A 23,359-nucleotide genomic window follows, 5' to 3' on the forward strand; every position below is an offset into this window, starting at 1 on the left:
CATGGCAACCTGGAACTCAAGAGGACTGCGGGGATCAACACTGGAGGATCTGATCAACCGCACGAATGAAAAATATCTGGAAAGTAATCTGGCATTGATCCAGAAGATCCCGACCCCGATTACGCCGATCAAAATCGACAAGGAGCACAGGCACATCACGCTGGCATATTTTGACCAGAAAAGTACGGTAGACTATATCGGAGTTGTACAGGGCATTCCGGTCTGCTTCGATGCAAAGGAATGTGCCCAGGATACCTTTGCCCTGCAAAACATTCACAGGCATCAGGTAGCGTTTATGGATCGGTTTGAAAAACAGAAGGGTATTGCTTTTTTTCTGATCTACTATTCGCATCGGGAACAGTTTTACTATCTCCCCTACGCACATTTGCGCTATTTCTGGAATCGGGCGCAGGAGGGCGGGCGCAAAAGTTTCCGGTTGGACGAATTAAACCCGGAGTATTTCCTGCCGAAAAAAAACGGTGTTCTTGTTCCGTATCTTGATCTTTTGCAAAAGGACTTGGAGGATCGGCCGGAGAGCTAGGAGGAATGATATGAACAGAGAAGAAAGAAATTCCCTGATCGGGACAATGACGACGCTGTGTTATCTGGAAAAAGACGACAGCTATCTGATGCTGCATCGTGTCAAAAAAAAGAATGACGTCAATCAGGACAAATGGATCGGTGTCGGTGGACATGCACTCGCCTATGAAAGTCCGGAGGACTGCCTGCTTCGGGAAGTAAAGGAAGAAACCGGTCTGACACTGACCTCCTATCGGTTTCGAGGAATCGTAACGTTTGCGTTAAAGGATGTGGAAACGCAGTACATGTGCCTGTATACAGCAGATGGCTGGGAGGGGACCCTGGATTATAACTGCCCGGAGGGTGATTTGGAATGGGTTTTGATAAAAGAGCTGGAAAGCTTAAATCTGTGGGAAGGTGACCGCGTATTTTTTCAGCTTTTGCAGGAAAACCGTCCGTTTTTTTCCCTGAAACTGGAATATGACAGCGACGAGCTGATAAAATGTGTGCTGGACGGCAAAGAACTTGAGTTGACAGCATTTTAAAAATCTGATATTCTATACAGGATTTCATATGCTAATACGGTAGCATGATAAAGTGCAAAGGAGATCCAACGATGAATAAATCCTTGCTTCATACACCGGAGGGTGTAAGGGATGTTTACGGAGAAGAATATGCGCGTAAGCTTTTTGTGGAGAAAAAGCTGCATGATACGATCCATTTGTACGGGTATCAGGATATTCAGACCCCGACGTTTGAATTTTTTGATGTTTACAGTAAGGAGATCGGCACGACGCCGTCTTCCCAGCTGTATAAATTTTTCGATAAGGAAGGCAATACCCTGGCGCTTCGTCCGGACTTTACGCCGTCCTGTGCCAGATGCGCCGCAAAATATTTCATGGATGAGACCGCACCGCTTCGTTTTACCTACAGCGGAAGCACGTTTACGAATACGTCGAACCTGCAGGGCAAATTAAAAGAAGTGACCCAGATGGGCGCGGAGCTGATGCTGGAGCCATCTGTGGAGGCAGATGCCGAGATGATCAGCCTTGTCGTCAAAGCATTGAAAAACTGCGGTCTGACCGATCTGCAGATCACAGTGGGCGAGGTGGAATATTTTAAGGGGATCTGCGCACAGGCAGGCCTAAACGAAGAAGTGGAATTAAAGCTGCGTGACTTTATTTCCGCCAAGAACTATTTCGGTGCCCAGGAGCTTTTAGAGGAGCAGAAAGTGCGCAAGGATTATGCACAGGTGCTTTTGGGGCTTGCGGATCTTGTCAAAGGGACGCAGGATCTGGAAAGTGCGAAAATGCAGGTGGATAATGAACGTTCCCTGCAGGCGATTGAACGCCTGGAGGCACTTTATGAGGTGCTCAAAAAATACGGAACAGAAAAATATGTCTCCTTTGATCTCGGGCTGTTAAATCAGTACAATTATTATACCGGTGTGATCTTTAAGGGATATACCTATGGTGTCGGAGATGCCATCGTGACAGGTGGACGCTATGATAAGCTGCTTTCCTATTTTGGGAAAAATGCACCTGCGATCGGATTTGTCGTCGTTGTGGATGATGTTCTGGAAGCCCTTTCGAGACAAAATAAAAAGCCGCATACCGGTCTGGATGGCTGCCTTTTGTTTTATACACCGGACAGCTATGATGCAGCACTGAAAAAGGCAAATCAGTTGCGGCTTTCAGGTGTTTCTGCAGAGCTGATCCCGGTTGCCTGTGATCAGGACTGCAGGCGGGCAGATTTGAGAGGAAGACTGCGCAGAGAGGCGATGCTCATTCATGCAGACGGAAGCTGCGAGCAGTTGAAATCATAGAGTGCACGATGTTAGAACACCAAATAGGGGACATGAAAATGGCAGAAGATAGATACCTGACCTTCGCCCTGACAAAAGGGCGTCTGGCAGACAAAACGCTGTCTCTTTTGGAGCAGGTTGGAATTACCTGTGAAGAGATGAAGGATAAAAACAGCAGGAAGCTTGTTTTTGTCAATGAAGAATTAAAACTGAAATTTTTCCTGGCAAAGGGACCGGATGTGCCAACCTATGTGGAATACGGAGCCGCAGATATCGGTGTGACCGGTAAGGATATTTTGCTGGAAGAGGGAAGACGGGTTTATGAAGTGCTGGATCTTGGCTTTGGCAAATGCCGGATGTGCGTTTGCGGTCCGGAATCGGCGCGGGAGCTTTTGCAGCATCATGAGAGAATCCGTGTAGCAAGCAAATATCCGGTGATCGCAAAGGACTATTTTTACAATAAAAAGCATCAGACGGTCGACATCATCAAATTAAACGGTTCTGTTGAATTGGGTCCCATTGTTGGATTGTCCGATGTCATTGTCGATATCGTGGAAACCGGTTCGACCCTGCGGGAAAACGGATTGGGCGTGCTGGAGGAAATCTGTGAGCTGTCTGCGCGCGTAATTGTCAATCAGGTAAGCATGCAAATGGAATCGGAACGGATCCGGGAGATTATTTTAAGGCTGCGTAAACAGCTGGAGGAAGCATAAGCCAAGGCGGCGGAAATGAGGAAAACCGATGAGAATTGTCAAATTGACGGCAGAAAGCAAGAAAGGACTTTTGGAGGATCTGCTTCAGAGAAGCCCGAACCACTACGGACAGTACGAAAGTGCTGTGGCGGAAATTATTGAAACGGTGAAAAAAGGCGGCGACGAGGCGCTCTTTTCCTATACAGAGAAGTTTGACCACTGCAAAATGGATGCAGCTCACATCCGCGTAACCCGGGAAGAAATCGACGAGGCATATCAGAAGGTGGATGCAGACTTTGTGGAGGTTATGAAAAAAAGTGCGGCAAATATCCGTGCATTCCACGAAAAACAGCTGAGAAACAGCTGGTTTGACCCAAAACCGGACGGGACGATCCTCGGCATGAAGATTCTGCCCATCGCGATTGCCGGCGTTTATGTGCCCGGTGGAAAGGCTGCGTATCCCTCCAGCGTACTGATGAACGTGCTTCCGGCAAAGGTCGCGGGCGTGGAGCGTATCATCATGACAACCCCTCCCGGAGCAGACGGAAGGGTCAATCCTGGTACATTGGTTGCTGCACATATCGCCGGTGTGGATGAGATCTACAAGGTCGGCGGCGCACAGGCCATCGCAGCCATGGCATTTGGCACACAGAGCATCCCGAAGGTAGATAAAATCACCGGCCCCGGAAATATTTTTGTCGCCTTGGCAAAGAAAGCATGCTTCGGCTATGTGAGCATCGATTCCATCGCAGGACCCAGTGAAATTCTGGTGATCGCAGATGAAACGGCAAATCCCCGTTATGTGGCGGCAGACCTGTTGTCCCAGGCAGAACATGACGAGCTGGCCAGTGCCATTTTAATCACCACCAGTAAGACTTTAGCGGATCAGGTTTCTGTTGAAGTGGACAGGTTCGTTGCAAACCTGTCAAGACGCGAGATCATCGAAAAATCCCTCAACAATTATGGCTATATTCTGCTGGTAGATTCTCTGGATGAGGCAGCGGACACCGCCAATGAGATTGCTTCGGAGCATCTGGAAATCCTGACGAAGGATCCCTTTGCCATGATGACAAAAATCCGTAATGCCGGAGCGATCTTCCTTGGGGAGTATTCCTCCGAGCCTTTGGGGGACTATTTTGCAGGTCCAAACCATGTGCTTCCGACAAATGGTACGGCACGATTTTTCTCCCCGTTAAATGTAGATGATTTTTTGAAAAAGACGAGCATCATTTCATATTCCAGACCGGCGCTGGAAAAGATCCATCAGGATATTGAGTGCTTTGCAGAAAATGAGGGGCTGACGGCGCATGCCAATTCCATCCGTGTCCGTTTTGAAAAGGAGGACTGATGATGGAAAGAACGGCGAATATAAAACGCGATACAAAAGAAACCAGAATTGCACTGACACTTTCCTTAGACGGCACCGGCAGCGCGGATATTGATACCGGCATCGGATTTTTCGACCATATGCTGGACGGCTTTGCACGGCACGGATTTTTTGATTTGTCTGTAAAAGTGGACGGAGATCTGTTTGTGGACGGACATCATACCGTAGAAGATACGGGAATCGTACTCGGGCAGGCGATCGCTGAGGCAGTCGGAGACAAAAAAGGAATTAAACGTTACGGATATTTTCTGCTGCCGATGGATGACGCGCTGGTTGCGTGCGCAGTGGATCTGTGCGGACGTCCCTATTTCAATTTTGATTACGAATTTAATGTTCCGATGATCGGCGGGCTGGATACTCAGCTGATCCGGGAGTTTTTCTATGCCGTTTCCTATAGTGCAGGTATGAACCTGCATATCAAGGTATTGGACGGCATCAACGGACATCATGTTGCAGAGGCGATGTTTAAGGCGTTTTCCAAGGCACTTGATATGGCAGTATCCAACGAACCGAGGTTAGACGGCGTGCTTTCCACAAAGGGAAGCCTGTAACATACAGAATACATATCGGGCAGTCGTCTGGCTGAACCAGACCGGATGCAGAACAGCTGTCTGGAAATGAGGATCAGAATGAATACAAAAAAATTTATGGCATGCATGTACCTCAAAAATGAGGTCGCGTATCAGGACAGAGAGGGCACATGCAGAATCGAGGAAACGCCGGTCGCGCTGGCGGAGAGCTACAGCGAAAACGAATGCGATGCAATTTATGTCGGTCTGCTTTCGGAGAACGATGCAGAGCATGAAAAGGATCTGGACGTTCTGCGGGAAATCTGTCAGAATACGGCGGTTCCGGTAATTGGAAGCGGACACATTTTCCGAATGGAGGATGTGAAAAAACTGTTATATGCAGGCTGCCAGCAGGTGATGCTGGATTATGCCGATCCGGTGCAGCTGGAGCTGACAAAAGAGGTCTCTCTGAAATTTGGCAAAGAAAAAATCGCAGCGGGCGTTGCAGATATTTCGCTTCTGGAACAGGAAAAGGAGCTGCTAAAGGAATATACCTCCAACGTATTTTTGTTCTGTCCCGGTGCAACGGCGGAGGCTGCGCTGATGTCTCCGGTTCCGGTGGTAACCTTTTTGCCGGAGGTTTCCCTGGAAAAGCTCATCGAGGTGCTTTCCTATGCCAATATCAGCGGTATTTCCGGTAAGTTGGTCAATGAAAACATAACAGAGATTTCCGCGATCAAAGCCCTTTGCCGGGAAAATAAAATTCCGGTAGAGGACAGAGGGGCGGCCTATGCCTTTTCCGATCTGAAAAAGGGACCAGACGGTTTGGTTCCGGTGGTTGTACAGGATGTGAAAACCGATGCCGTGCTGATGGTTGCCTATATGAACGAAGAAGCCTACAATCAGACGTTGCGCACCGGACGCATGACTTATTACAGCAGAAGCCGCAGCGAGCTCTGGTTAAAGGGAGAAACCAGCGGACACTATCAGTATGTGCATTCTCTGACTGCGGACTGCGACCTGGATACAATCCTTGCAAAAGTAACACAGGTCGGCGCGGCATGCCACACCGGTTCCTACAGCTGTTTCTTTAACGAAATCCAGAACCGCAGCAGCAAGCAGGAAGCGCACAATCCGATGAAGGTCTTTGAAGAGGTATTTTCGGTGATCGAGGACCGTAAGGAGCATCCCAAGGAAGGCTCCTATACCAACTATCTGTTTGATAAAGGTATTGACAAGATCTTAAAGAAAGTCGGGGAAGAGGCGACAGAAATCGTCATCGCAGCAAAAAACCCCAATCCGAACGAAATCAAATATGAAATCGCTGATTTCCTGTACCATATGATGGTGCTGATGGCAGAAAAAGGCGTGACCTGGGAAGAGGTCACGACAGAGCTGGCAAACCGATAAAAATGTATAGGGAAGCAGCGTAGCGCGGCAGGTGCGTCTGCGCATTAAATTTAGATAAAAAAAGAGAAAAGACCGGGCGTCAAATCCTTTGAAAGCAAAAGGGTTGGCCGCCCGTTTTTGTTCCCCAAATTTTGGTTTTAGGACAATAGAATACTTCCAGTACATGTATTTTCCGGTTTTGTAGATTATTTTTTCAGATACGCCATCATACAGATGAATAGGAAACTACACTATAGCAGTTTACATAAAAATATTATGTAAACTAAAAAGAAAGGATGGACCAGATGGAAGATGCGGAAAGAAAGCTGGAGCTGACCAGATACCTTCGGCAGGAACAGAATTTAAACCGGATGAAGGTAAAAAATCGGGAAGATATTTTGTACGGAACGGGTAAAAACAGTGAAATGCTGTATGGAGACGATGGTTTGGAACTGACAGAATATGACAGAATCCGGGAGCAGGGGCATAAGGGGCCTATGTTTGGGCTGCGGCTGGCAGTCAGCCTGATGCTGTTTGCGGGCGTTATCTATCTGGATAAAAATCAGATTGACTGGAAGGGGCAGAGTGCAGTTGCCGTGATAAGCAGGCAGCTGGAAACTTCTGTAATGGGAAATTCTACGGTGGAGGCACTGCATTAGCCTTGCAACGAAGCCGGAAATACCCTATAATCATACCATAATGTCCATTTTCAAAATGGGAAAAGTCTGCGCCATCGGGGCTCTATGTTCTGGCTGCGGGAAGCAACCCGTACCGGGTATTTTACAGCCACACCGGCAGCAGATAAAAAATGGTAAGGAAACAGGAAAAAATGAAAAGATTAACATCAAATATTGAAGGGCTTTCGGCACGGCAGCTGGCACAGCACTGTATCGGTGCAGAAGAACTTTCAAATGGCAGAGAGCGAAAGCTTGCCCTCGGGGATGACATCCTGATGAGTGTTTCTTCTCCTGCACGTTATGTCGGTGGGGAGGTCAATTCCGTCATGAAAACACTTACACCGGGAATGGTCCGGTTTGCCATGTGTTTTCCGGACGTCTACGAGATCGGCATGTCTCACCTCGGCATCCAGATTCTCTATGATATGTTCAACCGTTATGACGACGTGTGGTGTGAGCGGGTTTATTCGCCGTGGCTGGATCTGGATAAAATCATGCGTGAGAAAAAAATTCCGCTGTTTGCCCTGGAATCTCAGGAGCCGGTGAAAAATTTTGACTTTTTAGGCATCACGCTGCAGTACGAAATGTGTTATACAAACGTCCTGCAGGTGCTGGATTTGTCCGGGATTCCGCTGCTTGCAAAAGACCGTACCGAAGAAGATCCGATCGTGATTGGCGGCGGACCCTGCAGCTACAATCCGGAACCGATCGCGGAATTTTTTGATCTCTTCTACATCGGAGAGGGAGAAACTGCGTACCGGAAGCTGCTGGACGTCTATAAAGAAGTAAAAGAAAAAGGCGGCAGCCGTCAGGAATTTCTTCTGCGCGCGGCGAGGGAAGTGCCCGGCATGTACGTGCCGTCCCTGTATGAAGTATCCTATAAAGAGGACGGGACGATCGCATCTTTTGTCCCGACCAAGGAGGGTGTTCCGGCAAAGATTACAAAGGAAATCGTGATGGATCTCGACAATGCGCCGTATCCGGAGAAACCGGTGGTTCCGTTTATCCGTGCGACACAGGATCGTGTCGTTTTGGAAATTCAGCGCGGCTGTATCCGCGGCTGTCGTTTCTGTCAGGCAGGGCAGCTGTATCGTCCGGTACGCGAAAAGAGCCTCGAGACCCTCAAGCATTACGCGACAACGATGCTGGACAGCACCGGTCAGGAAGAAATTTCCTTGAGCTCCTTGAGTTCCAGCGACTATTCCCATCTGGAAGAGCTGGTAGACTTCCTGATGACGACCTGTCAGGAGAAAAAAGTGAATATTTCCCTGCCTTCTCTGCGAATTGATGCGTTTTCTTTAGACGTTATGGGAAAGGTACAGGACGTCAAAAAGAGCAGCCTGACCTTTGCACCGGAAGCAGGAAGTCAGCGTCTGAGAAACGTCATCAACAAGGGACTGACCGAAGAAGTGATTTTAAAGGGCGCAGGACTTGCATTTGAGGGCGGATGGAGCCGCGTGAAGCTGTACTTCATGCTCGGGCTGCCCTTTGAAACAGAAGAAGATATCCGTGGGATCGCAGAGCTGTCCAACAAGATTGCAGCCCTCTATTATGAGGTTGTTCCAAAAGAAAAGAGAAACGGGCCGGTACAGATCGTTTCCAGTACATCCTTCTTTATCCCGAAGCCGTTCACTCCCTTTCAGTGGGCACCGATGTGTACAAAGGAACAGTTTTTGGATAAGGCAGCGCTGACCAAGCAGGCGGTGCGTGAACAGCTCAACCAGAAGCGGATCAAATACAACTGGCATGAGGCGGACGTCAGCGTTTTAGAGGGCGTGTTTGCCCGCGGCGACAGAAAGGTTGCCGACGTGATTTTAAAGGCGTATGAAAAAGGCTGTATTTACGATGCCTGGGGCGAATATTTCAAGTATCAGACCTGGGTGGACTGCTTTCAGGAGTGCAATGTCGATATGGACTTTTATACGACAAGAACGCGCAGCGATGAGGAAGTTTTCCCATGGGATTTCCTGGACTGCGGCGTAAACAGAGCCTTCCTTTTGCGGGAGTGGAAACGTGCGGCGGAGGCTGTCGTAACGCCCAACTGTAAGATGCAGTGTCAGGGCTGCGGCGCTGCGCGCTTCGGCGGCGGAATCTGTTTCGAACAAAGAGGAGGGGATGCGGTATGATGGTACGTGTAAAATTTGCGAAATATGGTCCGCTGCGCTTTACCGGACATCTGGATGTGCTGCGCTTTTTCCAGAAAGCGATCCGCAGAGCCGGACTGGATGTTGTGTATACACATGGATTTAATCCGCATCAGGTCATGAGCTTTGCTGCGCCATTGGGTGTCGGACTGTGCAGCGTGGGCGAATATATGGACGTGGAAATCGCTTCGTCTGATGGCGCAGAGGATTTTAAGAAGCGCCTGCAGGAGGCATGTCCTTACGGAATCGATATCCTGAGTGTAAAGATGCTGCCGGAAAAGGCGGGAAACGCGATGGCGAGCGTCGCTGCGGCAACCTATGCAGTAGCATTTAAAGATCCCGAAAAGAGCTTTGCAGGCTGTCAGGGCGCGGTGGACGGGCTGCTTTCCAAAAAGGAACTCTGGATTACAAAGGAAACCAAGCGCAGCACGGCAGAGGTCGATATTCGGTCCGGTATTTATGACTGTCACATCGACGACGGCGCGTTGGTATTTATGGTAGATGCAAGCAGCGGCGGAAATATCCGTCCGGAGTTCGTAACGGATGCAGTCCTTTCCCTCGCAGGTCTGGAGGCGTCAAAGATTGAGCTGCAGACCGTGCGCATGGAAACCTGGATGAATACGGGAACGAAAGAAGAGCCTTCCTTTGTTCCGCTGGATGCGATAGGAGAAGCATTTTGAGCAGTGTATGCGTGATCACAAGAGCAGTTTTAAAGGAACATACAGAACCGGTTTTAACTTCCTTTTATTTGGAAAAGGACAAACTGACAGAGGTTCATCCCCATCTGGAGGGACGGTCGCTTCTGGGAAATATTTACGTCGGAAAAGTCAAGCATGTGGTAAAAAATATTGACGCTGCATTTGTGGAGATCGCCGGTGGACAGACCTGTTACCTGCCTTTCAAAGAAGCACAGGCTCCGGTGCTGACGAACCGACGCTGGGATGGCAGATTGCTGGCAGGCGATGAGATTTTGGTGCAGGTGATGCGCGATGCATTAAAGACAAAAGAGCCTGCCCTGACAGCGAAGATCAGCCTGGAGGGGCGGCTGGCAGCAGTCGTTCTGGACGGCGGACACGGCGTGCGGTATTCCAAGCAGCTCCCAAAAGAGACGGCAGATCATTTCCGGGAAGTGCTGCAAAGTGTAACCGTTCCGGATGGAATGACACTGGTGGTGCGGACTGCGGCGGGGGATGCTGCGGATATAGCCCTTTTACGCGAGGCAAGCGCTCTTCTCGAAAAGGCGCAGAAGCTTTTAAGCGTCGGCAGAAGCCGGACGGTCTTTTCCATGATTTCGGAGGAACGCCCCGGCTGGCTGATAGAGCTTCTCTCACATAAGCAGCTGCCGGATAAGATCGTGACAGATGAAACGCTCGTCTATACCGCGCTGGAGGACTTGTACGGCAGCGGTGCATCCAGTATAGAGAAAAAAATATCCTCCGCTGCAGCGGATTCCGTGGAGCGGTTCGACAAAAGAACTCCGGAGTTGCAGGAAGGCACGAAATGTCCGGAAATTTCGTTCTACAGAGACAGCCGACCGAACCTGTTTGCACTCTATGGGCTTGCCGGGAAGCTGGAAGAAGCGCTTTTGAAGCGCGTCTGGCTAAAATCCGGCGGATATCTGGTCATCGAACCAACAGAAGCGCTTACGGTGATCGATGTCAATACAGGAAAATATGACGGCTCCAAAAATGTGGAAGAAACCTTTGCCCTGATCAATCGAGAAGCGGCGCAGGAAACAGCGCGCCAGATCCGGCTGCGCAATCTTTCCGGTATTATTTTGATAGACTTTATCAATCAGAAGGACCGGCAGGCGGCAAAAGAACTGTTGGAGGAGCTGCGCAGCCTTTGTAAAGAGGATCCGGTCCCGGTTCGCGTCGTGGACATCACTGCCCTTGGACTGGTGGAGCTGACGCGCAAAAAGGTCAAAGGCACACTGGCAGAGCAGTTAAAGGGGCTGAAACTAGGGGTACAGCGATAACTGAAATCGATCAGACAGGCAGGGAAAAGGCATGAAATTTCTTGGCATGAAAAAGGTGTGGGACGGCAAATATCTGAAAAATTATGAGCTGTCCTATGAAAATAAAGCAGGCAGGTTAAAAACCTACGAAATCGTCAGCCGAAAAGAGCTGGAAGATGTGCAGGATCTTGGCAGACGGGCAAGCGGTGTCTCTATTGTGGCATTCCAGGATGGGAAAATGCTCCTTTTAAGGGAGTTTCGCATGAGCATCAATAAAGCGATTTTCAACCTATGCGCCGGGATGCAGGAAAAAGGAGAAACGATTGAGGAATGTATCCGTAGGGAGCTGTATGAGGAAACAGGACTTTCGGTGAAAAAAATGCTGAAGATCCTGCCGCCCTCCTATTCTGCAGTCGGTTTTTCCGATACGAAAACCTATATCGCCTTTGTAGAGGCAGACGGAGATTTTTCAGACCATACGTCTGACAATGAAGAAATTTCCGCACGTTTTTACAGCCGGGAGGAAGTAAAAGCGCTTTTGGAAACGCAGGAATTTTCTTCCCGTTCCCAGATGGCGGCATTTTTCTTTACAGAGGGAGCAGAGCTTTGGAATAAAAACGATCCGAAACAGGAGGATGAGGACAAATGAAGAAAAAATGGTGGCATGAAAAGATCGGATATCAGATTTACCCGAAGAGCTTTTTAGACACAAATGGGGATGGTGTCGGAGATCTCACCGGTGTGATCGAGAAGCTTCCATATCTGGAACAGCTCGGCGTTGATATTTTATGGCTTTCTCCGGTCTATCCGTCTCCGATGGTGGATAATGGATATGATATTTCCGATTATGAGAATATCGACCCGCGTTTTGGTACGCTGGAGGATATGGATCGTCTGATCGCAGAAGCCAAAAAGAAAAATATCTCGATCATCATGGATCTTGTGGTCAATCATTGCTCCGATCAGCATGCCTGGTTCCGGAAAGCGATTGCAGATCCTAAAGGTCCTTATGGCGATTATTTTTACCTGAAAGAGGGAAAAGACGGAAAAGAGCCGAACAACTGGCGCAGCTATTTTGGCGGCAGTGTCTGGGAAAAGCTGCCCAGACAGGAGAATTTATATTATTACCATGCCTATGCCAAAGAGCAGCCGGATTTAAACTGGGAAAATCCTGCCCTGCGAGAGGAAATCTACAAGATGGTCAACTGGTGGCTTGACCGCGGCATCGCAGGCTTCCGGATTGACGCGATCATCAACATTAAAAAAGACCTGACCTGGGAAGATCTTCCGGTGGACGGGCCGGACGGCAGAGGCTTTTTAACCAACAGCATCACCCGGATGCAGAAGCGCGACGGCGGGACGAAAAATGGCATTGGCGTCTTTTTAAGAGAATTAAAGGAACGCTGTTTTGCGCCCCACGATGCGTTTACGGTCGGAGAGGTGTTCGAGGTCGACAGGGAGCAACTGGAAGAATTTATCGGAGAGGACGGATATTTTTCCACGATGTTTGCCTTTGATCCGATCCAGAGCTACAAAAAAGGAACCTGTCAGTGTGAGTTTGACCGGAACATGAATCCGGACGAATGGAAGAGGGATGTGTTTGTCAACCAGAAGCTGCTTGGAGATATTGCATTTGAGGCAAATATTATCGAAAATCATGATATGGCGCGTGGTGCGACGATCTATATCCCGGACGAGGATTACGGCTTTGCCAGCATATCGGCGCTTGCCGGTCTGCAGGTGCTGCAGCGTGGTATGCCGTTTTTATATCAGGGACAGGAAATCGGCATGACAAACTGTCCCTTCGAATTGGAAGACATTGATGATATCATGACGCTGGACAACTATCGTTATGCAGTTGCCTGTGGATTCCCGGAAGAAAAGGCGTTTGCTGGCTGTGCGCGGGAAAGTCGTGATAACGCCAGAACACCGATGCAATGGAGTGACGCGGAAAATGCTGGTTTTACAACCGGAAAACCCTGGCTGAAGGTCAATCCGAATTATCCTGAGATCAATGTGGCGCGGCAGGAAAAGGAATACGGTTCTGTATTGAATTTTTACAGGCGCTTGCTGTGCTTCCGCAAGTCGGAGGAATACCGTGATTTGCTGACTTATGGTACGTTCGAGCCGATGTACGAGGATCAGGAAAGGATTTTTGCATTTAAGAGAACGCTCGGTAAGCAGTGTCTGACTGTAATCTGCAATGAAAGCTCTGCAGAGCGTTTCCTGGCCTTAAAAGAGGATTATGAGGAAGTGGTTTTTGTCAATCTGCCGCAGGTGACGAGAATTGGTGACAATCTGATTCTGCATCCCTATCAATTGATTGTGGTGGAAACGACGAAAAAATAGTTGAATTCTTCGCGGGAATTGTATATAATAACAGTATCAACAACGAAGAGAGGGTGATGCTATGAATACAGTGATTACGATTGGACGTCAGTTTGGTTCCGGTGGCCGTGAGATCGGGGAAAAGCTTGCGGAGCATTTCGGCATCAAATGTTATGACAAGGAGCTGTTATCCAGAGCCGCCAAGGACAGCGGATTTTGCGAAGAGATGATTAAGACACATGATGAACGTCCGACCAACTCTTTCCTTTACAATCTGGTCATGGATACTTATTCTTTCGGCTACAATACATCCACCTTTATGGATATGCCGATTAGCCATAAAGTTTTTCTGGCACAGTTTGATGCGATCAAGAGCATCGCAAAAGAGGGTCCGTGCGTATTGGTTGGCCGCTGCGCAGACTATGCGCTGCACGACATGAAAAACTGCCTGCATTTCTTCATCTATGCGGACGAAGAGACGAAGATCAAACGTCTGGTGAAGAAATATCCTGACTTAAACGAGTCCAAGGCAAGAGACATGATGGTCAAGAAGGATAAACAGCGTCAGAGTTACTACAACTATTATTCCTCCAAAAAGTGGGGACGCGCAGACAGCTACGACTTCTGTTTAAACAGCTCGATCCTTGGTATTGATGGAACCGTGAAGCTGATTACGCAGATCATTGAAGATTTTGAACAAAAAGAGCAGTAGGTCTGCGCATTTACTGCGCTGACCGTAAGAGAACTTAAACTGGAAGGCAAAAATCCTATCGGCACAGCCGATTTGGAATGGATTTTTGCACGTAACTGTGAGGGTACGGAACAGTTACATTTTGAACAAAAAGAGCAGTAAAACAAAAGTGAAACAATAGAACCTATGCTTTGTGAGCAGTCTATTGTCAGGAAAAACAGCGGTTTGAAATTTGTGATGTAGTTTCAAACCGCTGTTTTTGGATGGAATGAGCTGCTGGCGTATCATGGCATGGATGGAGAAACATCCGAGCGGGAGACCATTATGAAATATTTCAGAAAATACGTTTTGTCAATTTTATTATGTTTTATCCTGACCGGCTGCGGGCAGCAGGCAGGTTTTTCGGAATCTGTATCTGCGGTACCGGAAAGTAATTTTACGGAATCCCAGACAGGCGTTCCGGAAACCGTGATGCAGCAGCAGACTGACGCGGATGCAGAAACAGCGGAAATAAAGTCAGCTTCCGACAACGTAAGACCCTCCAAAGAAGAAGTCCTTGCCATGCGGGAAAAAACGCTGGATGGGATGCCGGAGACGGAAATTTCCAGACTGAAGGAAAATATCAAAGTTGCAAATCTTCAAATGGAATCCGCATATCTGAATGACAACCTCTTTAAAAAGCTGTCAGATAAAGAAAGCCCATACTGGAAGTATTTTGACTGCAAAGGCGACATTCAGCTGGGCTGGTGGTATCATCAGGCGATCTATCCGAAGGATGTCATCATGAAAGCGGAAAATATCACAGAAGAGGAATTTGCGGAAACCTATACGGAGCCTGGAATTGTGACGAATAGCTTTGACGCGGCAGATTTTATTGATTTGATTTCCGAAATGAAGTCCTTTGTAAAAAATGAAGCCCTGGCAGCAGATTTACAGCAGCTGATGGATCTGACGCGAATGGCGCAGACAACGCATGAGATGCAGTATGCGAATGAACTCTATAAGGTGCTCCATGATCTGGACTATTTTCTTTTAAGATACGGAATTGAGGACGTTGGGCAATATACTGCCGATGCGGGAACCGTAGGCACTTATTATGGCGTTCTTGCAGTTTATGGGGCAGAGCCTTTTTCGGCAGAGGAACAGACAAAAGCGTTTGGCAAAATCCTGTGGGATGCATATTGTTTCGGAAAAATCGAGGGAACAGATCATGGAGTGCCGGATACCTATGGACAGGAAAGCACGTATTTTGCTTTGTACGATGTAGATGGCGATGGACAAGAAGAGCTGTTGCTCAACTGGACAGGTGCTTCGATGGCGGATACGGTAGAATATATCTGGGGATACGGAGATAACGGCACTTATGTAGAGCTGTGTGAGTTTCCGGCGCTGACCTGTTATGACAATGGAGTGATTGAAGCAGAATGGTCGCATAATCAGGGACTTGCCGGAGAATTCTGGCCATATTTTCTATACCGCTATAATGCCGAAACTGATCAGTATGAAATCTGTGGCGGAGCAGATGCATGGGATAAAAGCGTGGCAAAGACGAAGGAACAGGGAGAAGTTTTTCCGGACGATATCGATGCAGATCAAGACAGTGTCGTTTATTATCTGCTGCCGGCCGACTGGGATGGAAACTATGATATGGAGCCTGTAGATGGAGCTAAGTACCGGACATGGCGGGAATCCTTTTTGGAGGGAGCGTCGGAAATGGACGATATCTGGTTTTGGGATTTGAAGGAAGAAAATATTGCAATTTTAGGTGCAGAAAAGCCAGATTAAAACAGAAGATAAATTGACACAAACTCGATATGCGTAAAAAGCGTGCGCAGAAATGAAAGGAAAAAAATGGGAAACGAAAGCGGGACTTGGATTATGTATGGGGTAAGTCGGGAGGACCCGGAATGTATCCATACAGTCGATGAAGCAGTGGAATATATCAATAAGGTGGGATTTTTGCCGCTCTTTAAAAATGAGATTCCGGGGTTTTCACTGGAAGAGCGCACTGCTCCGGAATATTGGTGGAGCGGCGATCCCAAAAGCGATCCCTGGGAATGGCGTGAGATCATTGCCCGAAGCGGTAAAGTCGCCTATGGAAAATTTTTTGATAAGAAAGCGGGTTTTATTTCAAAGCAGTGGTTTCCGTATTTTGCAAACTTTAGGCGGGACGGATATGATTTTGATGCGCTTTGGGATGATGAAAAGGCATCCATCCGGCAAAAGAAAATCATGGATTTCTATTTAGAAGAAAATGCCGAAGCAGAATATTTTTCCAGTGAGTTAAAGAAAAAAGCCGGTTTTGGAAAGGGCGGCGAAAAAGGCTTTGATGGCGTGATTACGGCGCTTCAGATGCAGACTTATCTTTGTGTCAGAGATTTTCGCCAGCGAAAAAACAAAAAGGGAGAAGCCTACGGCTGGCCTGTCGCCGTTTACTGTACGCCGGAGCATCTCTGGGGACGGGATCATGTGACAAGCGCTTATACAGAGTCAGCGGCTTCCTCCGGAGAAAAAATCGCAGCGCACATGCGGGAAATCTACCCGATTGCAACCAGGCAGCAGGTACATCGGTTGGTGGGGAATATTGTTGCGCTGTAATTGATAAGATTCTTCTATGATTTGGAAATTATGTGAAACAGAACAAGCAAAGGGATATGGATGTTCATAAAAATATATACAGTGGATCGGTTCGGGCAGCAGAAGCGGAAATTTGCGGTGGATTGATCCGGAGAGAGCGGTTTTGATTGAGACATCCAACTATTCGCAAAAGCCAAGTTTAACGAATAGTTAGCACCGTTTTCCGTAATTTCGCAGAAAAATACGTTTTTGACCGGTGCTAACTAATTCGTTAAACTTGCGGGTGTTTGATAAAAAATAGTTAGAACTTCTTTCTGGGATTTCACAGAAAAATACGTTTTTGCTTTGGTGCTAACTAATTCGTTAAACTTGCGGGGTGCTTGATAAAAATGAGTTCAGGAGGCATATATCTGCTGACGCAGATGATTGCCTCCTGGGTTTTTCGCTTTTTTTCGTAGATTCTGTAATTTCCAATTATAATTAAAATCTGTAATTTAAATATTTAAATGTCTGCAATTTATGTCTTATTATTTACCATCTTATATGTCACATATCTGGAATCCGTTTTATAATGTTTATATGCTTACGCCAGGTCTTTTGAATCCAGAATGATTGTAAATGGTCCGTCATTGATCAGCGCAACCTCCATTTCCGCACCGAATACGCCGGTTTTAACGACGGGAACTTCCTTTTTGCAGGCGTCGATGATGTATTCGTAAAGCTCGTTTGCATGCTGTGGTGATCCGGCTTTGACAAAGGACGGCCGATTGCCTTTTTTGCAGTCCGCGTACAGGGTAAATTGGGAAACCAAAAGAAGCTGTCCGTCGACATCTTTTAACGCGAGGTTCGTTTTTCCGTTTTCATCCGAAAAAATCCGCATTCCGATCAGCTTGCGAACCATTTTGTCTGCTGTTTCTTTTGTGTCTTCGTCACAGATTCCGATCAGGACGAGGAAGCCTTTTCCAATTTCAGAATATAGTTTCTGGTCAATTGTAACGCTTGCCTGTGTAGTACATTGAATAACAAATTTCATAGGTAGTTGTCTCTCCTTCTCAAACTCGCAAAACAAAATCTAGTTCTATACAGTTTTGTATAGGAGATTTGGTTCTATTTGATTTTATTTGTTTCCAACTTTCATGTCTCTACGGTCTTTTTCTGCTAGTGTTATCAATCTGTTATCAAAAAATTGTTATCAGTATAATATACTACCATTTTGATAAGCAGACTATTACCCAACTATTAAACTTACTTTTCCAACATTGCATTTATATTAAAAGGCGGAAGAACAACACTATCTGTATCTGGCTGTGCTGTTAGTAATGTCAATTCACTTCTCAGATACGGCATCATAATTGCAACTGCATTTTTATTTATTAAATTCTGAACCATTTCATCGTTCACTGAATCTTCTTTTTCAACTTTAAAGAAACCTGATAAACTAATGATCAGATTATATTCTTCTTTTTTTTCTCCTTTCAATACAAGCGTTACTCTGTGCACACTGTCCTCACCAATTCCAATTTGAACTTGTAATTCAAAGGTTAATTCATTTTTGTTTTTAAATCCCTTTCTATCAAATTCAATTTTATCAAACACCAGTTTCTGTAAAGTCAATAAACTATTATAATTTTTCATCGTCTCTCCTTTACGCTGCATCTATAAAACTACAATCATTGAAATCAACTTCAATACTAATATTATCATTCAACAATGTATCAAAACAACTATCTGATGTAACCTTATAATATCTTTGATTTTTATACTCTTCCGTGTTTACTGACAGTGTGCCAGCCACATTTAACGTACTCACTACTTTACTTGAAATAGATATATTTCCAAACAAAGACACGGACTCATTAAATTTATCCGTTATAGACTCAAATCCTTGATTTATTGTTTCCAATTTCTTGGAAATATTTTTATAATAATTTTCATCATAACAAACTTTAATTAACGTAGAATAATAAGAAATATCATCGGCAAATTCACCTTCATCGGCAAACATATAAGAATCTTCTTTAGGTAAATATATGCTGTCTTCATTCCAATCAGAATTATTATATTCCACTCTATATTCTCCATCAATATAATCGACTGATATTCTACCGGAAGAATATCCTCGAACTAATTCACGAAGTGTTAACTCATCTTTAAGCATTCGTATAATATTTATAGCATCTGTTTTTCCAACTAACCACTTACATCCTTTGATATTATTTTGACAACACACACATATAAATATCTCATCTGCATCATTTTTACAAGTAAAAATAATTGGAAAGTTTGATTCGAAAAGTATTCTATCAATATAAAGTTTTCCATATTTTTCTGTATTAACAAATTCCTGCATTTTTCTCATCTCTTTCTCGAATATAATTTTGAAGATGTTTTTCAAAATCTACAATTATTTCAAATTCATCGTACGGTGTTGCATTTTCATAAAGCCACCAATCTACATGTGAACCACTTTTTTTCTTTCTCTCCCTTGTCCTTTGTACCACTCCATGCTTTGGGTTTGTCATTCCAATTGCTATCTGATAAGGAACTTTCATATCAGAAATAGCGCCCGCAAATCTTTTAACATGTGTAGGTTTCTCAAATGTTGATAGAGAATACTGCCCCGGATCTGTTGGATCAGCAAGTGGATTCAATGCAAATCCATTCTCTTCAAAAGATGGTAAAAATGAATCTCTATCACACTTACCACTTCTACAAGCTCTGTACACTTTTATATTTTCCTCCCTTGCACCAGCAGGCATTTCAAATCTATCGAAGTAATCTGGAAATATTTTTTCTATCCGTTTAGTTTGTTTTTCGTCCAACTTTATCCCTCTATTATTTATACATGTTTCTTATTTGTTATTGTCTCATAAAATTGTTTATCTGTCCATCCTTCCATAAAACAAATTGCTTTGTCAAATATTTTTCGCTTGTTATCACCTTTAGTATTGATATAAAATATAATTTTTAATCATTAACAAGAAATAAGGTATATCAAATAGGAAAAACTTTGCCTTTTATCAATAAACAAATTTCATTTGTTATTTAAGTAAGTGCTAATGCAAGAATCATAACTTCAATCCAAAACTGAACAATTAACTTTTCCCATGTAAAATTTCTACAATTTATTTAGGATAACTCCACTCCCACTATAATGGTCAATACAAGGTATTCATGTGTTATTTTAGCACTTCTGGTATTCTTCATCTATTATGTAGACTTCTCTATGTTTTTATCATATTCATTAGGTAGCTTAAACATATCCTTTATTTTTAACGCGGAAATCTTGGACATTGATTACATTTTTTAACGTTCTTTTATTCATCAACCAAGATGATAGGTACAGTGCTTATGTGATATAAACCCAAGCCATCTAATATCATCAATTGGAATAATTCTACCTCTCCAACCAACTCCAAACTATAACTCTGCTATTTTTCTAATTAGCCATTGCAAGGTAGCGGAGCATTCCTAGCAGATGTTCCCACATAAAGTGATTTAGATTCTCCTATATTAGATTACCACTAATCCTTCATATCTTTTTCAACCGAAATAATCCTTTTAGATATTTCTGATAAGGTGTCTTCCCTAAGTCTCTCATCCTCTATCTTATTAGCAATTGAATTGGCAAGTAAAAGATTATTACTCTCCGCAAATTTTGCATGAAACTTAACTGCTGCTTCAATATTTTTGGTATACATCTTAATAAAAATAGCTCCTATAAAATCTACAATTATTCCACTAAAACTACCTACAAATAGTAAAATTTTATCTGTATCCAAAGACATATACATATATAAACTTGCTACTACTATCAATATACCAAATAAAATCATCATAATACCAAGACCAGATAAAAATTTTGTCTGAGCCAAATTCATATCATAATATCTCATTAACTCCTTTTGGTTCATTCTAAACATTTTTTCTGCTCTTAAAGCTCTCTTTTCAGGATTTATTTCTGAAAATTCTTTTTCTTCTCTGCGAACATCTTCATCTAGTTTTTCCAGTTTTTTTGATTCTTTGAAATCAAAAAAACTACTTATAGATACTGCAAAGCAAATAAATGCTAAAACCCCCAAAATATATACTAGTATTTTTCCAATCGCAAACTCAAAAAATTTATCATATATTTGGTAAGTAGCAAAGACTGCCATTGCCCCAAATACAAGTCCACCTATTATCCCATTTTTATCTTTTTCTGATTTTTTCTGTTCTTTTTGCGTAGTTTTATTTGTACTAGCTTTTGTTTGCTCTTCTTCCATTAATATATTCCTTATTTATTCGCATTGGCGTCATATTCTTACGAAAATCTTTTTGACTTTCTTTATGTTTCAGTTGTCATCAATATTGTATAAACACTATACAAATATACGTCACGTTTCGAACTCGCAAAATCAAAGTTGGTTCTATACAATTTTGTATCGGTATATTGGTTCTATCTGACTCAATTTGGTTTGAACTGTCCTTATCGTATGGACTGCCTTACCTCGTGTTATCAAATTGTTATCACAAAAGTGTTATCAAATATAATTTCATCGATTCAATATAACTACAAATTGGAAATTTGCATATACTTACAATTTTTTCATCATCCAATAGGAATCTGTATATTGACCATTCGCATATTTCATATTATTAGGGAATACACCATATTTTTCAAAGCCTAGGTTTTTATAAAGCGAAATTGCTCTTTCGTTTCCAGCAGCCACCTCTAATTCCGCTTGCTCATATCCAAGGTTCCTTGCCATATCAAGAATAGTTTTCAGCATAATTTTGCCGATACCTCTCCCACAATATTTCTGATACAAAGCAATAGCAACCTCACAACGATGAGCATATCTTTTATAAGTTCCAATACTACTAAGGGAACAATTACCAATATGCCTTCCATTTATGGTTGCAATTAGCATTAATTCCCGTTCAGAATCAATGCAACTTGTAATGAAATGTTTCTCTTGTTCAAGCGTCAATTTGACTTCATCAGGTTCTCTAATCAAAAACGGTGTTTCTCCAGTTGTTATTCTCAAATATTTGATTAAATCTTCTGCATCTGATTCTTCTGCATTTCTCAAAACTATTGTCTGTCCTGTTTTATCTTTTACTTCTAAAGTATCAAACCTCATAATAATGTCTCCTCTATAACCTGTGTAGTACATTGAATAACAAATTTCATAGGTATTTATCTCTTCTTCTCAAACCTCTATCGGAATGGATTTTGATTTTGAAATATCTGATCATTTTTCATCGATCAGAGGGCTCAGAATTTTCCTGCTTCTGATTGTCCTTTCCCGCGGAATCCTTTGCAGCGGTTTCTGCATTTTTTTCTACATGTTCTGCAGGGTGCGGAATAAACGTCTTCAAATCTTCTTTAAAATTCCGGAACGAAAACTGTTTCTTGCGATGTCTTGCGGGCTTATCTTCCGGTTTGGAAATAAAGCTGCCGGTCTGGACATCGACATAATCCAGTGTCTGGTACTCTTCTGTTTTATCGGACATGCCCTTTTTTTGCAAGCTGCGGTTGACGTAGCGCTTGATCAGCGCATAAAAAACAGCAAAGATCGGAACACCGAGAATCATGCCTGGTACACCCATGAGACCACTGAAGATGGTGATGGAAAAAATAATCCAGAACCCAGAAAGACCGGTGGAATCGCCAAGAATCTTAGGCCCAAGGAAGTTGCCGTCAAACTGCTGCAAAATCCAGATGAAGATGATAAAATACAGGCATTGCATCGGATTGACCATTAAAATAAGCAATGCACAGGGTACGGCTCCGATAAACGGACCAAAGAACGGAATAATGTTGGTAACGCCGACTATGACGCTGATCAGCATTGGATATGGCATTTTCATGATGCTGACAACAACAAAGCAGAGAACACCGATGATGGCTGAATCCAAAATTTTTCCGCTGATAAATCCGCCAAAGGTGGAATCGATCAGACGGAAGTCTTCCATAATTACATTAGCCTGTCTGGTATCCCAGAAAGCGTATAAAAGCTTCTTCCCCTGGCTGACAAAGCGTTCCTTACTGGCAAGCAGATAGATGGAAATGATCAGTCCGATAACGAGGTTCCAGACTGCCTTCGCAAAGCTTAACATGCTTAGGGAGACTGTTTTCACGATGGCATTGATCTGAGGCATCATGGTTTTATTGAGGAAGTTTTCAAGATCTGTCGAATAATGATCGATCAGATCGGATACAGTCGTTTCGATGTCTGGATTATCAGCAAGCAGTTTTTCTGCCCAGTCACTGACGTTTTTTACATAGCTGGGGAACTGACCGGCAATACTTTGGATGCTTCCAATGATCTGCGGAATTACAACTCTGAAAAATCCGTACACCAAAAACAGGACAAAGCACAGCGTCAGGACGATCGAAATGCCGCGGCAATAGCTGGTCAGCTGTTTCTTTTTTTTCTGTAAGGACGGTTTTTGGGAAATCAGCCAGTCTCTGGCGGGATACAATGCAAAATGCTCGATGGCGTTTACCAGCGGACACATCAGCCATGCCAGAATAAAGCCGTCCAGAATCGGCATGCAGATGTGCAGCAGATTCTGCAGATGATCTTTAAAGTTGCCGCCGTGAAAGATCAGATAATAGGCGAGCAGCCCGCCGATTACAACCAGAAGCGCCGTTACGCCCCAGTATAGATATTTTTTTTCCCAGCGAAATTTCATG

The 23,359-nt window shown here is 44.5% G+C and carries 23 protein-coding genes; 16 read left to right on the plus strand and 7 right to left on the minus strand.

The features are described from left to right. Position 1: 1 nt before the first annotated feature. The 16 genes from OCV62_RS00725 to OCV62_RS00800 all read left to right on the plus strand — a co-directional run bounded on the left by OCV62_RS00725 (position 2) and on the right by OCV62_RS00800 (position 16,695). A complete protein-coding gene (locus OCV62_RS00725) occupies positions 2 to 541 on the plus strand; it encodes a Holliday junction resolvase RecU (protein WP_262584680.1) in 540 nt (179 codons plus the stop codon). A gap of 10 nt (positions 542 to 551) precedes the next feature. Next, on the plus strand, positions 552 to 1,064 hold the full coding sequence (locus OCV62_RS00730; protein ID WP_262584681.1) for an NUDIX hydrolase: 513 nt from the start codon (positions 552 to 554) through the stop codon (positions 1,062 to 1,064). A 71-nt stretch (positions 1,065 to 1,135) separates the two neighbouring features. After that, positions 1,136 to 2,344: an ATP phosphoribosyltransferase regulatory subunit gene (gene hisZ, locus OCV62_RS00735; protein ID WP_262584683.1), complete on the plus strand. Its 1,209-nt coding sequence runs from the start codon at positions 1,136 to 1,138 to the stop codon at positions 2,342 to 2,344. Positions 2,345 to 2,382: 38 nt separating this feature from the next. Continuing rightward, the gene (hisG, locus tag OCV62_RS00740) at positions 2,383 to 3,036 is read left to right on the plus strand and encodes an ATP phosphoribosyltransferase (RefSeq protein ID WP_117959778.1); all 654 of its coding nucleotides are present in this window, start codon (positions 2,383 to 2,385) and stop codon (positions 3,034 to 3,036) included. Positions 3,037 to 3,064: 28 nt separating this feature from the next. Then, a complete protein-coding gene (gene hisD / locus OCV62_RS00745; RefSeq protein WP_262584684.1) occupies positions 3,065 to 4,363 on the plus strand; it encodes a histidinol dehydrogenase in 1,299 nt (432 codons plus the stop codon). Next, on the plus strand, positions 4,363 to 4,953 hold the full coding sequence (gene hisB, locus OCV62_RS00750) for an imidazoleglycerol-phosphate dehydratase HisB (protein WP_317258826.1): 591 nt from the start codon (positions 4,363 to 4,365) through the stop codon (positions 4,951 to 4,953). Before hisD ends, hisB begins: the two co-directional genes overlap by 1 nt. A gap of 78 nt (positions 4,954 to 5,031) precedes the next feature. Continuing rightward, on the plus strand, positions 5,032 to 6,321 hold the full coding sequence (gene hisIE / locus OCV62_RS00755) for a bifunctional phosphoribosyl-AMP cyclohydrolase/phosphoribosyl-ATP diphosphatase HisIE (RefSeq protein WP_021914910.1): 1,290 nt from the start codon (positions 5,032 to 5,034) through the stop codon (positions 6,319 to 6,321). Between the two features lie 284 nt (positions 6,322 to 6,605). Next, positions 6,606 to 6,959, plus strand: a complete 354-nt coding sequence (locus OCV62_RS00760; RefSeq protein WP_262584685.1) for a hypothetical protein — start codon at positions 6,606 to 6,608, stop codon at positions 6,957 to 6,959. 293 nt (positions 6,960 to 7,252) lie between these two features. Continuing rightward, positions 7,253 to 9,103 (plus strand): TIGR03960 family B12-binding radical SAM protein, encoded by a 1,851-nt coding sequence (locus OCV62_RS00765; protein WP_262584869.1) that lies wholly within the window; start codon positions 7,253 to 7,255, stop codon positions 9,101 to 9,103. Next, a complete protein-coding gene (locus OCV62_RS00770; protein WP_262584686.1) occupies positions 9,100 to 9,801 on the plus strand; it encodes a TIGR03936 family radical SAM-associated protein in 702 nt (233 codons plus the stop codon). The genes OCV62_RS00765 and OCV62_RS00770 overlap by 4 nt, the downstream gene beginning before the upstream one ends. Then, complete coding sequence (locus tag OCV62_RS00775) at positions 9,798 to 11,099, plus strand: ribonuclease E/G (protein ID WP_262584688.1); 1,302 nt, start codon at positions 9,798 to 9,800, stop codon at positions 11,097 to 11,099. The genes OCV62_RS00770 and OCV62_RS00775 overlap by 4 nt, the downstream gene beginning before the upstream one ends. A 31-nt stretch (positions 11,100 to 11,130) precedes the next feature. After that, positions 11,131 to 11,727, plus strand: coding sequence for an NUDIX hydrolase (locus tag OCV62_RS00780; RefSeq protein ID WP_262584690.1), 597 nt, complete (start codon positions 11,131 to 11,133; stop codon positions 11,725 to 11,727). After that, positions 11,724 to 13,427 (plus strand): glycoside hydrolase family 13 protein, encoded by a 1,704-nt coding sequence (locus OCV62_RS00785; protein WP_262584691.1) that lies wholly within the window; start codon positions 11,724 to 11,726, stop codon positions 13,425 to 13,427. The genes OCV62_RS00780 and OCV62_RS00785 overlap by 4 nt, the downstream gene beginning before the upstream one ends. A 61-nt stretch (positions 13,428 to 13,488) precedes the next feature. After that, positions 13,489 to 14,118 carry a cytidylate kinase-like family protein gene (locus OCV62_RS00790; RefSeq protein ID WP_262584692.1) on the plus strand — a complete coding sequence of 210 codons (630 nt, stop codon included), beginning with the start codon at positions 13,489 to 13,491 and terminating at the stop codon, positions 14,116 to 14,118. 303 nt (positions 14,119 to 14,421) lie between these two features. Beyond that, positions 14,422 to 15,882 carry an LptM family lipoprotein gene (locus OCV62_RS00795; protein WP_262584693.1) on the plus strand — a complete coding sequence of 487 codons (1,461 nt, stop codon included), beginning with the start codon at positions 14,422 to 14,424 and terminating at the stop codon, positions 15,880 to 15,882. A 66-nt stretch (positions 15,883 to 15,948) separates the two neighbouring features. Further along, positions 15,949 to 16,695, plus strand: a complete 747-nt coding sequence (locus tag OCV62_RS00800) for an AlkZ-related protein (RefSeq protein WP_262584695.1) — start codon at positions 15,949 to 15,951, stop codon at positions 16,693 to 16,695. Positions 16,696 to 17,257: 562 nt separating this feature from the next. Here OCV62_RS00800 and dtd read toward each other — a convergent pair. The 7 genes from dtd to OCV62_RS00835 all read right to left on the minus strand — a co-directional run bounded on the left by dtd (position 17,258) and on the right by OCV62_RS00835 (position 23,358). Next, the gene (dtd, locus tag OCV62_RS00805) at positions 17,258 to 17,707 is read right to left on the minus strand and encodes a D-aminoacyl-tRNA deacylase (protein WP_117959766.1); all 450 of its coding nucleotides are present in this window, start codon (positions 17,705 to 17,707) and stop codon (positions 17,258 to 17,260) included. Between the two features lie 212 nt (positions 17,708 to 17,919). After that, positions 17,920 to 18,309 (minus strand): protein-export chaperone SecB, encoded by a 390-nt coding sequence (locus OCV62_RS00810; protein WP_118763086.1) that lies wholly within the window; start codon positions 18,307 to 18,309, stop codon positions 17,920 to 17,922. Between the two features lie 10 nt (positions 18,310 to 18,319). Further along, positions 18,320 to 19,024, minus strand: coding sequence for a hypothetical protein (locus OCV62_RS00815; RefSeq protein ID WP_118763085.1), 705 nt, complete (start codon positions 19,022 to 19,024; stop codon positions 18,320 to 18,322). Continuing rightward, on the minus strand, positions 19,008 to 19,496 hold the full coding sequence (locus OCV62_RS00820) for a hypothetical protein (RefSeq protein ID WP_262584697.1): 489 nt from the start codon (positions 19,494 to 19,496) through the stop codon (positions 19,008 to 19,010). Before OCV62_RS00820 ends, OCV62_RS00815 begins: the two co-directional genes overlap by 17 nt. Before the next feature lie 702 nt (positions 19,497 to 20,198). Beyond that, on the minus strand, positions 20,199 to 20,939 hold the full coding sequence (locus OCV62_RS00825) for a zinc ribbon domain-containing protein (RefSeq protein ID WP_118762821.1): 741 nt from the start codon (positions 20,937 to 20,939) through the stop codon (positions 20,199 to 20,201). Between the two features lie 312 nt (positions 20,940 to 21,251). Continuing rightward, positions 21,252 to 21,800: a GNAT family N-acetyltransferase gene (locus OCV62_RS00830; RefSeq protein WP_118762822.1), complete on the minus strand. Its 549-nt coding sequence runs from the start codon at positions 21,798 to 21,800 to the stop codon at positions 21,252 to 21,254. Positions 21,801 to 21,918: 118 nt separating this feature from the next. Beyond that, complete coding sequence (locus OCV62_RS00835) at positions 21,919 to 23,358, minus strand: AI-2E family transporter (RefSeq protein WP_262584698.1); 1,440 nt, start codon at positions 23,356 to 23,358, stop codon at positions 21,919 to 21,921. Position 23,359: the final 1 nt, after the last annotated feature.

The sequence above is a fragment of the Gallintestinimicrobium propionicum genome (genome assembly GCF_025567525.1).
Lineage (GTDB): Bacteria > Bacillota > Clostridia > Lachnospirales > Lachnospiraceae > Gallintestinimicrobium > Gallintestinimicrobium propionicum.